This is a genomic window from bacterium, assembly GCA_040755755.1.
Taxonomy (GTDB): domain Bacteria; phylum SZUA-182; class SZUA-182; order DTGQ01; family DTGQ01; genus DTGQ01.
This window is the reverse complement of the sequence record JBFLZW010000030.1, coordinates 100,969-116,124: the sequence shown is the minus strand read 5'-3', so window position 1 is coordinate 116,124 and position 15,156 is coordinate 100,969. Positions and strand designations below refer to the sequence as shown.

9 protein-coding genes and 1 pseudogene are annotated in these 15,156 nt (G+C 51.3%); 2 read left to right on the top strand and 8 right to left on the bottom strand.

The window, feature by feature from the left end; genetic code table 11:
• Positions 1–11: 11 nt before the first annotated feature.
• From AB1611_09875 to AB1611_09845, 7 genes and pseudogenes are all read right to left on the bottom strand, one after another.
• Positions 12–1,634, bottom strand: coding sequence for a hypothetical protein (locus AB1611_09875; GenBank protein MEW6379899.1), 1,623 nt, complete (start codon positions 1,632–1,634; stop codon positions 12–14).
• 266 nt (positions 1,635–1,900) lie between these two features.
• Complete coding sequence (locus AB1611_09870) at positions 1,901–2,431, bottom strand: transposase (GenBank protein MEW6379898.1); 531 nt, start codon at positions 2,429–2,431, stop codon at positions 1,901–1,903.
• Positions 2,432–2,589: 158 nt separating this feature from the next.
• A pseudogene (locus AB1611_09865) lies at positions 2,590–2,823 on the bottom strand (hypothetical protein).
• A 323-nt stretch (positions 2,824–3,146) separates the two neighbouring features.
• Complete coding sequence (locus AB1611_09860; protein ID MEW6379897.1) at positions 3,147–5,696, bottom strand: hypothetical protein; 2,550 nt, start codon at positions 5,694–5,696, stop codon at positions 3,147–3,149.
• Between the two features lie 66 nt (positions 5,697–5,762).
• Positions 5,763–8,678 (bottom strand): CHAT domain-containing protein, encoded by a 2,916-nt coding sequence (locus AB1611_09855; protein ID MEW6379896.1) that lies wholly within the window; start codon positions 8,676–8,678, stop codon positions 5,763–5,765.
• A 436-nt stretch (positions 8,679–9,114) separates the two neighbouring features.
• Positions 9,115–10,377 (bottom strand): response regulator, encoded by a 1,263-nt coding sequence (locus tag AB1611_09850; GenBank protein ID MEW6379895.1) that lies wholly within the window; start codon positions 10,375–10,377, stop codon positions 9,115–9,117.
• 238 nt (positions 10,378–10,615) lie between these two features.
• On the bottom strand, positions 10,616–12,457 hold the full coding sequence (locus AB1611_09845) for a sigma 54-interacting transcriptional regulator (GenBank protein MEW6379894.1): 1,842 nt from the start codon (positions 12,455–12,457) through the stop codon (positions 10,616–10,618).
• A 120-nt stretch (positions 12,458–12,577) separates the two neighbouring features.
• On the opposite strand from AB1611_09845, the gene AB1611_09840 reads away from it, so the two are divergent.
• On the top strand, positions 12,578–12,778 hold the full coding sequence (locus AB1611_09840) for a hypothetical protein (protein MEW6379893.1): 201 nt from the start codon (positions 12,578–12,580) through the stop codon (positions 12,776–12,778).
• Positions 12,779–12,788: 10 nt separating this feature from the next.
• Here the strand turns inward: AB1611_09840 and AB1611_09835 are convergent, their stop codons facing one another.
• On the bottom strand, positions 12,789–13,037 hold the full coding sequence (locus tag AB1611_09835) for a hypothetical protein (protein MEW6379892.1): 249 nt from the start codon (positions 13,035–13,037) through the stop codon (positions 12,789–12,791).
• 687 nt (positions 13,038–13,724) lie between these two features.
• On the opposite strand from AB1611_09835, the gene AB1611_09830 reads away from it, so the two are divergent.
• Complete coding sequence (locus AB1611_09830; protein ID MEW6379891.1) at positions 13,725–15,083, top strand: hypothetical protein; 1,359 nt, start codon at positions 13,725–13,727, stop codon at positions 15,081–15,083.
• The last annotated feature ends 73 nt before the right edge of the window (positions 15,084–15,156 follow it).

The window sequence follows — 15,156 nt, the reverse complement described above, 5'->3', positions numbered from 1 at the left end:
CATCTTTTATTTCATCGGGTGCTCACCCGGCAGCCTGCCCTGATCTTCCGGCTCATATCTGCTTCAATAACCCTGGCCCTGGATACATCCCTGGCCACCTCCTGGACAATTGCCCGGCAGAGCAGCTCCTGTCTGTCTGCTGTAAATATATTATAGCATATTCCGCAGAACACCCCTTTTTCTGAACCAAGGTCCACCTCGATGATCGATCCTTCCCTGGCCAGTATGGTTCCGGTCAAAAGGGGGAAGGAATCGCGGAATTTCATGGCTAAACCGGAGATGATAGTATCCAGCTCCCCGAAATCCTGATCGCCCTGCGGCTCCTGAATCGGGGTGAACACCCGGTGAAAGGCCAGGGTGGTGCTCTCCAGATTCACCAGACGGCCTTGAATCTCGAGGCCGTCTCCGCTTTTGTGTACTTCGATGAACAGTATCCCTTCGGCTGGCGTAAGCTGGCCGATCTGTCGGGTAATTTCCTGCCGGAAAATTTCTCTTTGGTGGTCGCTGACGGATTGATGGCCGCCAGAGGATGTCTGGATGGCCTTTTCAATCAGCAGCCAGGGGAGCTTGCTCCGCTCGACCAGATGAAACCGTGCCTGGCGGGTGATAGCCTCACCGAGCCGGTGATGGATGTAATCATCGAGATCGTCATCCTTGCCCGCGCCTGATTTTGGGGATGGTGGAAGAAGCGCCAGGATCATCCGGTGAGGAGTTGGCACAAGAGGAGCAGCGCAGATATCGAACCGTCTGGTGGCCTTATGACCTGCATTGTCCTCCACCACGAGATAGAGCTTGTTATCGCCTTCCTTCAGGGAGCAGACCTGGTTCAGGCAGTACAGGTTATAATTTTCCAGGCTGCCCGCTAAGGTCTTTTGCAGCTTCGATGAGGTTTGAGTTGGCCTGGCAGAAGCTTTATCGCCCCCCTGGTCAAGCTTTGTCGTCCAGGATTGCTGAATGAGCTTATCAAGCACGGCCTTGTTGAAAAGCTCCCGGCCATTGAATTCTATCCGCCGCAGGCCGTGCCTGGCCTGAATTTTTCCTTCCAGGAAAATCTGCCGGTATGGAGTGGTCAGCTTGGATTTCTGAGGGTAACTGATCGTGATGGCAATATCCTCGCTTTGCGGTGGAGATGTGGGGGCAGGGGGGACAGGCCGAGATGGGGCCTTTTGGGGCAATGGTATTAACTTGGGGCAGCGCTTTTCCCCCTCGCCCCTTTGGGGAGAGGGCTGGCAGAGAGTCTCTGTGGCAGGTGAGGGGCGTTGGTCGTGGATAATCCTTAAGTTAGTGACATTGGCCTTTCGGGGGGGCGAAAGGTGCCTTGGAGGAGTTGCCTCGGAAGCCGAAAGGGATAGGGCAATCGATAGGGCAGGGTGGTGCAACGCCTGGTTTTGCCCATAGCTGAAACTCAAGATTCCAGCCGCAAGGCAGCTAAGAAAGAGCAGGGCAGGGGAGATAAAGCAGAGGAGGATGCTGGCACCCTTGGCAGGGAGGGGCAGTTTGCTCTTTCGATTCTTGACCTTATCAGCTTTTAGCGCCTCATCTGTCTTTGTTGAATCACTGACCTTGCTGCCTGCGGGAGCAGGCAGCAAGGGATGTATTTTTTCCTTTTTCTCAGTATTCTCATCATTCTTCATATGCAGTTAACTTACAGCGCGATATATCTCCCGCCGGTTAGGCTTGACAATGAGATCGCGTGCGGTGTTTGGTGGGGCGAAAAGCCCCCACCCTACATTTTAAAGGGGCTGCCGCCGATTTGCAGTACAGTTCGTCCCAAGTCGGTTTTTTTTAACTTGGCCGCACATTGTATGATTGGGCAGTCAACTGTACGCTGAAGTATCCGGTACCGTAGGGTGGGGCTTGTGCCCCACCGGCAACCCATTAGGTGCTACCTGCAAAGTTTTTACTCCCCCCAGCATGCTAATCCCTTGATTGAATTCGGCTCCTGGGCACCCCATCCTGGATCATAATGCCCTAATCGCACATGCTTGCAGAATGTTGACCAAGGCCATTTTGCTGGTTCATCAACATGGCCGTGTTTTACAGGATTGAAGTGGATATAGTCAAAGTGCCTCTGAAAATCCTCTTCATCCAGAATCAAATGCTCCCAGAAGCGCCTTTGCCATAATGCAACTTCTCCCTTACGTTCCCGTGAATTGTTCCGCTTTGCCTCGAAGCCACCAGCAGCAAGATACTGCTTGGAAAATACACCTTTCATTATCCTCCACCGCCTTGAGAAATCCATATCACCTGGGGGAAGAGTCCAAAGACAATGCAGGTGATCAGGCAAAAGGCAAACCGCTTCCGCCCGAAACGGGTGATATCTTTGCACGTGCTCCCATGCCGAACGCAAGCATCGCCGTGCCAGCTCGGTTGTCAAAAACTGACGCCGGTTGAAGGTCACAACCGGGAAGAAGCGAGTTCCCCCCGGCATATAGGCACGTCTATATTGAGACATGAGTCCCCTGTTCCTTCATTTTTATGGTGGTCGGGTAAAAGTCCCACCTTACATTGAGTTCTGGTAAGCATGTTTTGGCCATGATGATTACCAGTTCTCGAAGGAGTATAACCATTGCAGAAATGTCCTTCCCTTCACAATAAATCGAAGGTGATCTTCTCCTTAGTAAAATAGTGTGTGCACAGTTCAAATCCAAATTGAACAAATGCTTTTGATCGTTGATATATCCAATCTACAATCTTATCAGCAGCTTGTTGCAGCCTATCATCAGTAATGCTCCATACTACCCTGCATGCAATGAGTTTCAATTCCGCCACCGTGAAAACTCCGGTCCGACTCCCATATTTGGCATGGAAATGGGGCGGCTCATGCTCACGGTAAAGTTATGGATCAAGATGACTTATATCCAATATTTATCAGGTAATCAAACCAATCTACCTTTAATTTTCGTATCAAAATAAAATCCAGGACTTCAGGAGTTCTGAAGTTAAGGACTACCCCACCAGTAACGCCCCTCACCCCGACCCTCTCCCCTTCAGGGGCGAGGGAGAAAAACGCTCTCCTGAGCTCTGGGCATGAACTCCGCTATCCCTTAATTTAAATAGCATTGCCCCTCAAGGGGGAGGAATTTAACGCTGGCAAATTCAATGTATTAACCAAAAAACTACCCTTGTGAGCACCCGATCTTCCCCTACCTTGTCCTCACCCGGTAACCCGGTTTGATTCTGTTCGCGCTCTCCCCTCCGGTAATCTCGGCCTCGGAGGCCCCTTTCCCTACCTCTCTGATATTGGCCCTGGCAATGAGCTCCTGCTCATTCTCAAAGATATTATACATCATCCCTGGAAAGATTCCCTTTTCCGAGCCAAAATCCACCTGGATGCTCTTTCCCTGCCGGGCGACGACCGATCCTGAGCATACGGGGAAGGAGTCCCGGAATTTCATGGCCAGGCCCGCGGTGATCGTCTCCAGGCTCTCCCTGCTCTCGGTGGGGGTAAAGACATCATGGTACAGGCGAATGAGGCCGGTTTTGACCTCAACAAATCTGGCCAGGATTTCGGTGCCATCCCCCCGCCGCTGGATATAGCCGCAGATGACCCCTTCGGCTGCTGCCATCGCGCCGATCTTCTGGGCTACATCGCTCTGGTAAATTCTGCCCTCCGATTGGCCTGCCGGTTGTCCTCCTGATTGTCCTGCTGTCTGGCCATGCAATTGGATGGTTTTTTCGATCAGCACCCAGGGAAGCTTTCCGCGCTCAACCAGGTTAAATCTGCCCTGATTGACAAAGGCTTCCAGGGATTTGGCATTGATGAAGCTTTGCAGATGGTTATTATTTCCCCTGCCTGATACTGTTTCATTCGCTGCTGCGGCCATCTCTGATGGCGGGGCCATGTCTGGTACTGCGGTATCGTCTGCCGCGGCAGCATCGTCTGCTGTGGCGGTATCGAAGGGGAGAAGTGCCAGGATCATCCGCTGCTCGCTCTTTATGACTTCCTCCCTGGGGATCTTCTCGATGCGGTAATGGCGTGCTCCCCGCATGCCTCCGGCATCCTCAACCACCAGGTCAAGGTCAGTGACTTCATTTATCAGGGGGATCCTCCGATTGAGATAATAGAGATTAGAGCTTTGAACCGCCTCCTGCAAAAGCCGCACGTAGTGCGCCGGGTCTTTCTTCTGCTCAAGGAGCCTGCGCTTGAGCTTCTCCATATTTTTTTCCATTATCTCCTGAAGGTCTGAAGGCTCAAAGAGCTTTTGTCCGTTCAGCTCGATTTTCCGGATACCCCTTCGGGTTCTGATTCTGCCTTCCAGAAATATCTCCGGATAATGAGTAGTAAAATTTTCTTCGGGGGGCTGGACAATATCAAAGGAGATGCCGTTTTCTTCACCTGCCGCCGGGGCACGAGGAAGGCTCCGGATCAGTCCGGCCCCCTCCCCCTCAAGGCTGCTGGCGCTGCCGCCGCTCCAGGCAAGGCGCACGGCGGCAGGATGCCGGACCGAAGGACGTTCAGGCCCCTGCCCCTCTGCCTCATCTGCGATAAGGGATATCCGGCCCTGAGTAATATTCCCCGCCCGGTCCTGGGCCTGGAAGGACAGGAACTCAACAGCAGGGGTAAGCGGCACGGCCTGCTCAATCAGGCAGAGCTGGTCAAGACCGATCCTGGCTGCTTCTTTCTGGTCCAGTTTGAAGGAGGCTATTCCTGAGCGATCGTAAACCACGGCGGTCAGGATGATCTGACCGGATGCTCCATCGGGTGTTCTCCGGGGTGATCCCCCGGATGTTCCGCCGGATGTTTCCTGTGACGCTCCCCCGGATGCTCCCCTGGTCCTGTCCGGTATGTTTTGATCCGGCCAGGCCGCTCGGATGGAATAGCCGATAACCAGCGGGCCTTGACTGTCCAGGGATATCCGGATGTTCTGCTGGACCTGTCGGTCAGCCAGGTCTCTGACCACAACCTGAACCATGTTTTCACCTTCGGTAAGATCGACAGGCACGGAAAATGGTATTGAACCCTCAGCCAGTTCGATGAACACGGGTTTTTGATTAACCGAGATGGAGGCTACATAGTGATCATCCTGCGCAGTGCCCTGGATAGGAAACGGGGTCTGATTGGTTAAAAGGACTTGATTGGTCAGAGATCCCCCTTCCTGGGAAATTCCCCCTGGTTCCAGGTCCGGATCCAGGCCCAGCTCCAGGTGAATGGCTGGCGGTGCAGTGTCCAGATGGTTGTCCAAAAGATAGGCGCGCCGGCCCTGGTTCAGATAATATTTAGCCCTGGCCGACGGGGTCTGGCTCAGGGACAGCTCAAGTTCCTGCACTGCATCCTCGATCCTTCCCAGGTGAAAATAGCAGATCCCAAGCTCGCGGTGAGGAAAGTATTCCTCACGAAAGTGCATGCCGTAAGCCCTGACCTGCCTCTGGTCCCCAAAACGAAGGGCAATGGCCTGATACAGCTCTTCAATGGCATATTCCCAGCATTGGCCTTCCATGCAGTTGATCGCGCGCCGGTAGCAGGCATCCCAGGTGATTACCTGGATTTTATCCGTGGTCAGACAATATTGACGGCCATCTCTGAGGCAGACCTTCGGTTGAACCTTTGAGCACGAGGTGAGAAGGAGGCTCAGAGAAAGCGCAAGGCAGGCAGACAGCAATGACAGGGGGGCACCGTATATGGCGCGATAGATACCTGTTGTTGTGGAATCATGAGCATGGAATTGGGTGAGTTGAACAAGACCCTGTTTCATCGGAAACTGCCCCCTTCACGCCTCCAGTCACTTACCCTTGCTTCTTGGTACGCCGCTGACCACTGATCACTGACCACTGCCCTTGCTGACTATCCGGTCGCCGGGCACAAATTCCTTATGCCGTTCCAGAACTTCGGCCAGGGCTGTATGTTCGGCAACGGACAGGATGCGGATATTCCCCTTCGGGGGATCATCATTCCCCTGGTTCAGCACGGTAAAAGACTGGTTCTTCGAGACCCCGATACAGGATCCGAGGTTGATTTCCGCCATATGACCCTTGAGCGACACAATCCGGCCCTGCAAGGGGTATTCTTCCTGGAGGGTTTTTACGATCCTGGTGACCAGGTCCGAGGCTGTCCTGTTGATGGACTCCGCTTCCGGGGTGAAAGACCCGGAGAAGGCGGCCATGATCTTGGTGCTTTTGGTTTCCACCAGACGAAGGCTGATCTGCGGATCATCGCCCTGATCGAACTGGTAAAAGACCGGTTCGGGAAAAAGAATTACCTGGGCCGCGAGAATGCTGCGGGCACTTTCGAGGGCATCGGGAGAAAGGTTCGCGATTCCGATCTGAAGCTCCTGGAGAATGGCTGTCAATCGCTCTCTTTCCAGAATGGACAGGCCAAGGGCATGCGTCTGAGTGAAGGTTTCAACCATTCTTTTAAAAAGCAGGTCAAAATGGGGCTTGGCAGCCCTGGCTGCAGCAGGATCGACCTTCTCCCAGTCGGGCAGGATCATACCCACGGACAAGGGAACCGAGGTCCAGGTATCCGGTGTCTTTTCCCTGATGAAGAACCCCCGCTCCTTAAACCGGCTGTTCAACCGATCCTGATAGGAGGAGAGGAGGCTGATGATCTGGACGCTTTTCTGGAAGTCGGAATCCGCTGTCGCTCCGCCCGGCGTCTGGGAGAGCAAGACCCCCGGAGCTGCCGCAGGAAAGGGCAAGGTCTGAAATGATGGCTGTGAAGGCTGCCAAAGTCTGGTCGTGAACAGGAAGAGAATTGCAAGGAGAAGAAGGCCGCCTCCGGCCGCCAGCAGCCACTGCTGCCTCAGGCCGGTCGCAGCCAGGGCAGCTTTCCCGGGGCTCTGTCTGCCCGGCTCCCCGGTTTCGATTCCTTCCCGGAAGGCAGAGGTGCTGCCTGCCGATTCTGACTCATCATCTCCCTCAGCCGACTTTATCAGATCAAGGTAATTGGTTGTGGGATCGCCATACAGCAGATAGCTTGCCCAGACAGCCGTTTCTTCGCCATATTTTCTGATCAGCGACAGTCTGGCTTCCCGCATGGCCTCACCCGTAGTCAGGCCGGATAAAAGGCACTTGTAGAACTCCAGGGCAAAGCGGCTGCTCGGCTCATCAAGTATCTCCCAGAAGGTGCCCACATAGTGCTTTACTCCGCTCAGCAGAAAGGCGTGGGCCAGGCCGAAAATTTCATCCTGAAAGTGCTCCTTCAGGACCCATCCTTCGGTGCGGGCCGATTGGCAGGAATTCGAGAAAATGAGGCTGGGCATGGCGGATGATCCTGCCATCTGCATGACATCCTGAGCGGTCAGATTGCCGCTGGTCAGACGCCAGCCGCCCCGCTCGGGGTTCTCCTGGTCGTAGTCCGCATGGCCTGCAAAGTGGATCAGGTCAAAGTATTTCATCTTTTCCCTGATAAAGGGAGGGGTGATACCCTGGGAGCGCAGGGCCACATTAATGAAATTCCCGTATTGAGCCATATGCTCCTGGATCTGTATCCCCTCCCGGTAGGCATCCTTGAGATCGCCGGTAGGATCGGCGATAATCAGCATCCGCAGGGGCCTGGACAGAACCCTGTCCCCGCAGGGGTTCAGCGGGGAACGGCCTTTGATCCCCTGCACCGATTGGCGGGTTTTCACCAGACGGCCCATATTGAACCGCTGGCAGAGGAATTCCTGACCGTCGTAGAGCAGCTCCCAGGGAACCTGAACCAGTTGATCGTCGATATTCAGACTCAGGTATTCGGCCCTGGTCTCCCGGAGTTTGGTTTTGACCAGAGGGGTCAGAAGCTCATTATAAAAGACCCGGCCCGTTGCCCGCAGCTTGAGCAGGACCTCGCGGCTGAACCGGCCCTGGCGGTTGACCTCGTTCAGGGTTTCGACCATCTCGTGGCACCGGGTTTTAATCCAGTCCAGGGATACCGGGACTTCCTCGTAGTTGCGTACCGTGCTTTCTTCGCCTGCAAGGCGCTCGTCGATGCTGATCTTGAGACGGCCATCCTGACGGGTAACCTCAAGCTGGATGATCCTGACAGGTTTCCTGGCTGGCTGCCGGGAAGGTGATGCTCCGCTCAAAGACCTGACCTTTGGCTTATCGCCCAGAATGATGTCTTCATCCCGCCAGACTACGCGGTACAGCTCCAGGGGCTCGGTCTTGCCCTTGACCTTCACGGTTCCGTGCGACCGGCACAGGATATCCTCGATTCCCCGCACCTGTTCGTAGACCCGGCTGGAGATGAGTATCTGGTCCGGCCCGGCCTGGGCCTGAATACGCGAGGCGACATTGACCACATCGCCATGAATATCCGCCTCATCCACCAGTGCCTGGCCGATATTGATCCCGATCTTGACCCGGATCCGGCCATCATCCTCAACCGTGGTATTGTACTCGTGCAGCTTTTTCTGGATGTCCACCGCAGCTTTGACCGCATCCAGGGGAGTTGAGAAGGAAATCATGACCGCATCGCCAATGGTTTTGACAACCATCCCCCGATACTGTTCAATGAGAGGCAGGACAATCTGGTTATGCCGCTGAATCAGGGCCAGACCGCTTACATCGCCGTGAGCGTCGATATACCCGGTGTAGCCGCAGATATCGGTAAAGAGGATGACTACCTCTTTCTCGAATCTCTCCCGGAGCATCTGCTCAAGGCGGTCCCGCTCACGCAGGATTTCTTCAATATTGCCGGACCGGATCTCGTGCGGCCCTTCGGATGACATTTCTTCTTCCCTGTCCATATGCTGCATGGATCAAATCTCCCTGGCGGCCATATCTCCCCGGCCAACCATCCGCGGCACTTTTCGGGGGGAAGTCAGTACCAGTTCTGAGGCTGGGTGAGGTGATGAGTGACAAATTCTTTCAATATCAGGCGGTGATTACCTCGATTACCTTATTATAATTATACATTATAATAATAAATCGGCTGCTGGTGATATGTCAAGAGTTGGATTATGGTGTTCGAATGTTGAATTCCCGCAAGGAAAGTAACCATCAAGTTGATGCACACTCAAAATGGTAGAGCCAAAAAACTTCATTAGATAAAGGATTCTTTTACCTTCTTCTGGATTCTGACTCCTGACTCCTGGCTCCCAACCTTATTGCTCTATATCTACACTTGATCTGCACGTGGAGACTTATGCGAATTTTACGTTATCACACCGGGTCAATTTTCGATTGCCATTTCTACTCTTCCCCCCTGCCAGGGGGTGGAGTGGGATTTTTGGGAATGACGACCGTGAATTCACTCCCTTCGTTGGGCTTGCTCTTCACCAGAATTGTTCCCCCGTACAATTGAATAAAGCTGAGGGAGGCAGAGAGCCCAAGTCCGCTTCCGCTCGAAAGAGGCTCTTTTCCTCCTGCGGGCCGGTAGGTTTTGGTGGTGAAATGCGGAGTGAAGATTTTTTTCAGGTTCTTGGCTGCGATTCCGGATCCGGTATCCTGAACCCTGATCAGGATATTCTGCTCATCCTGTTCGGTGATGATGGTCAAATTTTTGGTCAGAGAATCGTACATCGCTTCGATGGCGTTTTTCAACAGGTTATCCAAAACCTGGGAGAGGTGACTGTAAATCATTTTAACTTTGGGAAGATTGGGATCAAGATGCTTCGAGAGCTTGATATTGTGCTTGAAGTATAAATCGGACTGGAAAAAGTCCAGCTCATCGGTAACGAGCTGATTTATATCCAGTGGAGCAAGCTGCTCATACTGTTCCCGGTAGGACTTGGTCATGATGGTATCAATAATCATGGCAATTTTTTGAGCGTTTTTTACTATGACATGTACTTCGGCGATCCGCTTTTCCATTTCTTCCTGCAAAGCCGGACTTTGCCGGACTTGCGGCAGATTTTTCAGATCCTCAAGCTTGCCGGCAAGATACTCTGCCCTGCTTGAAACTACGGCCAGGGGTGTAGAAACATTATGGATAATGCCACTGACCCTGCTGCCGATCGCAGCCTGCTTTTCGGACTGAAGAAGCCTTTGGGTCCGGTCCTCCAGTGCCTGTTCAAGTCGGCTGATATATTGGGCTATTTTCCTTTTATTTTTGACCCGGTCTTCTGCACGTTTGATTGCGGAGAAAAGCTGCTGGGGACGGATAGGTTTGGACAGAAAATCCGCAGCCTGCAAGTGCATGGCCTCAATGGCCAGATCAGCCCGGTCATAGGCAGTAATCATAATGACTTCAGCATCGGGGTTAATCTTCCGTATTTTTTGCAGTAGTTCCAATCCATCCATATCAGGCATCATAATATCAGCCATGACAATCGGGGGAGTTTCCCTTTCAAAGTGCTGTAATCCTTCCTCGGCGCTCTGAGCCTTGATCACCTGGTATCCCTTCATGGACAGCATTTCACCGAGAGAATGGAGAATGAAGCGGTCGTCATCGATCAAGAGAACTCTTTTCTGTACTTTCGCTATCGGGCGAATGAGATCCTGGGCAATGAGCATAACTATTCAGGTCACCGAATTAAGTTATATAGTTAATCAATTTTGCATAAAATTATAATATATTCATACACACCTAGTCGGTCTTTTTTTCAATTATCCAGGAACTAATAAGGGTATTTTTTTACGCAAAAAATTTGCAGATAGAGAGAATGGAACTACCGCAGGTACAGAGAAAAGCTCAGGGTGATGACCTCCGGGCTTCTCTCTCCCTGCGGTTTGGGAAGACTATGGGATGGCTTTAGATCCTTTGATTCAGGTCATGCTGCAGGATCTTGTTATATAACGTTTTATAATCGATGTTCAGGATCTTCGCGGCTTCGGTTTTATGGCCGTGGGTTTTTTCAATGGTTTTCTGGATCAATTCTTTTTCCATGGCTGATAAGGCAGCCTTACAGGCTTCAGTCAGGCCGAGCTCACAGCACAGGTCCACACCCAGAAAGTGACGGGGGACTTCTTCCTCATAAATAGCCTTATTATCAATCTTATACTTTTTGGACTTCAGCCACAGGGTCTTATAATCGACCTTCAGTTTTTGGGCAGCGAAATATTTTTTCCCCTCTGCCTCACGGAGGGCTTTGATGATGATCCATTTTTCCAGTTTTTCCCTGACCTGGGAGGCTGCCTCCTGGAGGGTCATACCGGCAGAGAAGGTGATTTGCTCATTCTTTTTCTCATTCGGTTCCCTGGACTTGAGGCAGAGGTTATGCTTGTTGAGCTTTCCGTAGAGTGTCTTAAGGCCGATGCCAAGGAGTTTGCTGGTTTCATACTTCTTGTATTCAGCCTTGAGGAAGGTTTTCTGGATATAGGCCCTCTCCACCTGTTCAGCGGTGGTTTTCATAACCTTTTTCAGAGAGGCATTAACCGGAATATCGACTGTTAACTTTATCCAGGAAGAGGTCTTGCTTTTTACCCGGTAGTTAAGGTGTTCGGGCCGGATTTCATCCCTGGCCAGAATGGAAGCTCCGTGGATGACGCTTTCCAGTTCGCGGATATTTCCCGGCCAATCGTATTGAAGAAGGATTTCTATGGTCTCCGGGGCCAGGCTTTTGGCAGTGGCGCCATTTTTACTGACAGACCGTTCCAGGAAGAAGTTGGCCAGGAGGATGATATCCTCTTTCCGCTCCCGCAGAGGAGGAAGGTGGATGTTGAACTGGTTGATCCGGTAAAAAAGCTCTTGACGGAAGCCGCACTTTTGCATGGCCTCCTGAAGATCGAGGTTGGTAGCGGCAATAATCCGGACATCGACATCGATCAGTTCCTTCCCGCCGATATATTTGATTTTCTTTTCCTGAATCGCTCGCAGAAGCTTGATCTGGCTGGAGGGCTGCAAATTGCCGATCTCATCCAGAAACAGAGTCCCCCGATGGGCCATCTCAAACAGGCCATTCCTTTTCTGGTCCGCACTGGTGTAAGCTCCTTTTTCGTGTCCGAAGACCTCACTCTCGAACAGGGTCTCGGGAATGGCTGCGCAGTCGACGGGAATGAACGGCTCTGATTTTCGCGGGCTGTTTTCGTGTATGGCCCTGGCGACCAGTTCTTTCCCCGTACCGCTCTCGCCGGTAATCAGAATGGAAATATCTGAAGGGGCAACTTTTTCAAGCTCATGGAAGACCCGGAGCATTGCAGGCGAGGAAGTGATAATATTGGGAAACTTCGACCGGCCGTAATACTCCCTGCGCAGCTTCAGCACTTCTTCCCGCAGGGATTTCTCCTTGAGAGCCTTCCTCAGTTTTTCCTTCGTCTCTTTGATGTTGAACGGTTTTGAAAAATAGTCATGCGCACCCCCCTTGATCGCTCTCACCGCATCTCTGATGTCAGAATAAGCGGTCATGAGAAAAACGATAATATCCTCATCGTATTCTTTAATTCTCTTCAGGGTTTCCAGCCCATCAAGGTCGGGCATCTTGACATCCAGGAGAACCAGATCGGGAGGATTGTGGGTAATAAGCTCCAGTCCCTTGCTTCCCCGATCAGTCGTGGTTACCGTATAGCCTTCCGCTCCCAGTATCTGCGAAAGGCAATTGAGGATCTCTGTCTCATCATCGATAATGAGAATTTTCTCTTTTAGACTTTTTGTCATGTGAACCCCTTCTTTTCTAGGTAACACAGAGCGTTATACAGGCCTTCTACAGGCTATTACTATATTATATTTATGCCAATTTTACAACATAATTTTGAGATCAAAATACTATTTTTCAAGATGAGGAAGCTCTGCCGCTTACGGGCAGGAGATGGCGGGCATGACTGGGGGAGGTTGCAGGAGGCTTCAGGGCTCTGGCATTCGCAAGGGCCGCTCTTCATTTCGCCAAAATACACCGGGCTGCTTTTTCACCGCAGAGCTGCCGTGCCAGTTTCACGCGGAACCTGGCCGGCAGGATTTCGGACCGTCAACCTCTTATGATATTCCTGGTTCAATAACACAAATCCATTCTTCTGGCTTTTCGCTTCTCCTCCCTCTTTTCAATCTCTTCAGCGAAGAGATCAAGCTGCAGCGGGCAGGGAGGACTATTCTGGCCTGCATACTGGCAATCAACCTGATTGCATTGGATAAACAGTTCATTCGTTGGCTTTCGGCTGAGAGAAGGTTTGACTTTCAAGGCGATTTTGACATCTTCAGAAACAAGGGTACAAAAATAATCTTTCTTCCGCTGACTTGACATGGAACGTCCTCCTTGAAAAAATAACATGCTATGCCGCGCAGGCTACCCCCATGTATTGTTCGATTGGTCATAATCTCATAAAAAGTACTACCTGCTTAATATTACCAGCAGAATTTGATTTTGTAAAAGAATAAGAGACTGATAGATGAGGCCACGGACATTTATCTTTTATCTTCTTATCCACTGACTCGTGATTTCCCTTGATTTTGCCTTATCCTTGATCTATTATGTGAAGAGTTGAGTTAATGGTAACAGCTCACAACTTCCGAATAATTGGCAGTCCAAAAGTAAGATTCAAAAATCCCCCAGCCCGAAGTATGCATAAGCTACTGTTTTGCCTGATTAATGGTCTATAGGCAATTTATCCCTGTTTTATCCGGGCTTTTTATCCGAATACCTGCAATGCAAAGCCCTGACCACAGTTGTGGAGATGGTGACATGAGATCATGACGACAGATATAGTGTACACGAAATAACTCAATTGTGAATATCAGCGTCCGAACTTAGGGGGGAAGGAGATCAATAAGCTGGAATTTTGAGAAAGAACTTGAATATATTTACAACCAGCACCATTCACCCGGCGTCTGACAAAAGGTGCCTCCGGCTGTCAGGAGTACCTGGTAAAATTTCATCCTGGATCAGGTTCCGAGTGAAGACCGCTGAAGAGATTGGAGCGGAGACTCTTTTATGGATATACTCACGAAATCTCTCATGAATCCCTTAACGGAAAGTCAAAAGGAGCAGTTGAGAACAAATATGGCCCGTTTTCAAACGTGGATGGAAGAGCTCAGGCTGGAACAGATACAAAAGGCACTCAGCGAGGTATGCGGGTATGATGTATCGAAGTTTTTAGGGGTGATTTTCGGAAGAGAACAAAAGAAAGTCCTTATCCCCGTTCCGAATATCATTAAATCCTACTATTGCCAGGAAAAAATATCTATCAACGAGGCCAAAGCCTACCTGGTAAGCCTCTATATCTTTAAGGTCTGTCTGAATGCCAAAAGTTATGGCCTGATTACCTCGGATCCCGTTTTTGGCGAATCCCTTTATCCCCTCCTGAAAGCCAAAATGGGCTCGATCCTTTCATCCACTGACTGGGAGGCGATCAACCGCTTTAAAGACCCTTCAGACCTTCTGCGCCTGGTAGCCAGCCGGTTTTTGGTGAAGACTCCTCCCTTTGCCGTTCATTTGCAGCGGGAAGCCAAGCTGATCGAAATTATCGACCGGGAGGATATGCTCGGACTGTTTATCAACAGTATGAGCGCCCGGTGGGTAATTCAATTCATGTTCTCACAGGGCTTTTTCGGGCTTTCCCTGCTGTGTTCGGTTCAGCTTTTCCTGAATGCCTGGCGCATGGCTTATTTCCTCAGGTGGGCAGTGGGAGGATTGGCGGTTGTATCACTGGGAATTTCGGCGGCATTGTTCATCTGCTCCATTATCCGGGCATGCAAAGATCTGGCTGAGCTCGATATAATCAAGAGCGGGTATTTAAAATATCTGCCGCAGTGGCTGAGCCCGCAGGCACTGCAAAGGGCAAACCAGCAGATCGTGCCGCAGTTCATGGCTGCGGAGGAGTTCAGAGAAGCCAAGAAGAGCCGGTTTGCAGGTCAACCGGAGGATAAAAGCCCCATTCAGCTATTCCTCTTCGAGATGAGAAAAAGGATCCAGAAAGAAAACCCGTTGATTGATGAAGAAAACCTGCTGCTCCTGATCCAGGAGGGGCTGGAAAAGATGCATTCCTGGTCCGGATTTCAGGAATTTATCAAGCGGAACATCAAGAGCGATATTCTGCCTGTCATCGACCGCATAGTCAGCGGCAAAAAAAGTCTGGCCCAGAAAATTGTCGAGCTGCGAAGAATGATCAGGTCCATGTCCATCCGTATGCCCGAAAGCCAGATTCGTCAGATAATGATTGAGGGCGTGAAGGAATCCCAGGATATACGGCAGTTCCAGGCTTTCTTGGTCAAAAGACTCCAGGAATTGGGTTTGACCAGAAAGGAGAGCATGGCTGACCGCTTTGCCAGGATTTTCATGTTCATGGACTGAAGCCTGTTAATCCTATCCTGTTTTCTCTCCTGCTGCCGATGTAGCTGGAGGAAAAGGCTTGCCCCAAAAAGCG

Bases quoted from the DNA above. Each gene is read 5' to 3' on its own strand.
- AB1611_09875 (MEW6379899.1), bottom strand. From the start codon at position 1,634: ATGAAGAATGATGAGAATACTGAGAAAAAGGAAAAAATACATCCCTTG.
- AB1611_09835 (MEW6379892.1), bottom strand. From the start codon at position 13,037: ATGTCAAGTCAGCGGAAGAAAGATTATTTTTGTACCCTTGTTTCTGAA.
- AB1611_09860 (MEW6379897.1), bottom strand. From the start codon at position 5,696: ATGAAACAGGGTCTTGTTCAACTCACCCAATTCCATGCTCATGATTCC.
- AB1611_09855 (MEW6379896.1), bottom strand. From the start codon at position 8,678: ATGCAGCATATGGACAGGGAAGAAGAAATGTCATCCGAAGGGCCGCAC.
- AB1611_09840 (MEW6379893.1), top strand. From the start codon at position 12,578: ATGAGGAAGCTCTGCCGCTTACGGGCAGGAGATGGCGGGCATGACTGG.
- AB1611_09870 (MEW6379898.1), bottom strand. From the start codon at position 2,431: ATGCCGGGGGGAACTCGCTTCTTCCCGGTTGTGACCTTCAACCGGCGT.
- AB1611_09850 (MEW6379895.1), bottom strand. From the start codon at position 10,377: ATGCTCATTGCCCAGGATCTCATTCGCCCGATAGCGAAAGTACAGAAA.
- AB1611_09845 (MEW6379894.1), bottom strand. From the start codon at position 12,457: ATGACAAAAAGTCTAAAAGAGAAAATTCTCATTATCGATGATGAGACA.
- AB1611_09830 (MEW6379891.1), top strand. From the start codon at position 13,725: ATGGATATACTCACGAAATCTCTCATGAATCCCTTAACGGAAAGTCAA.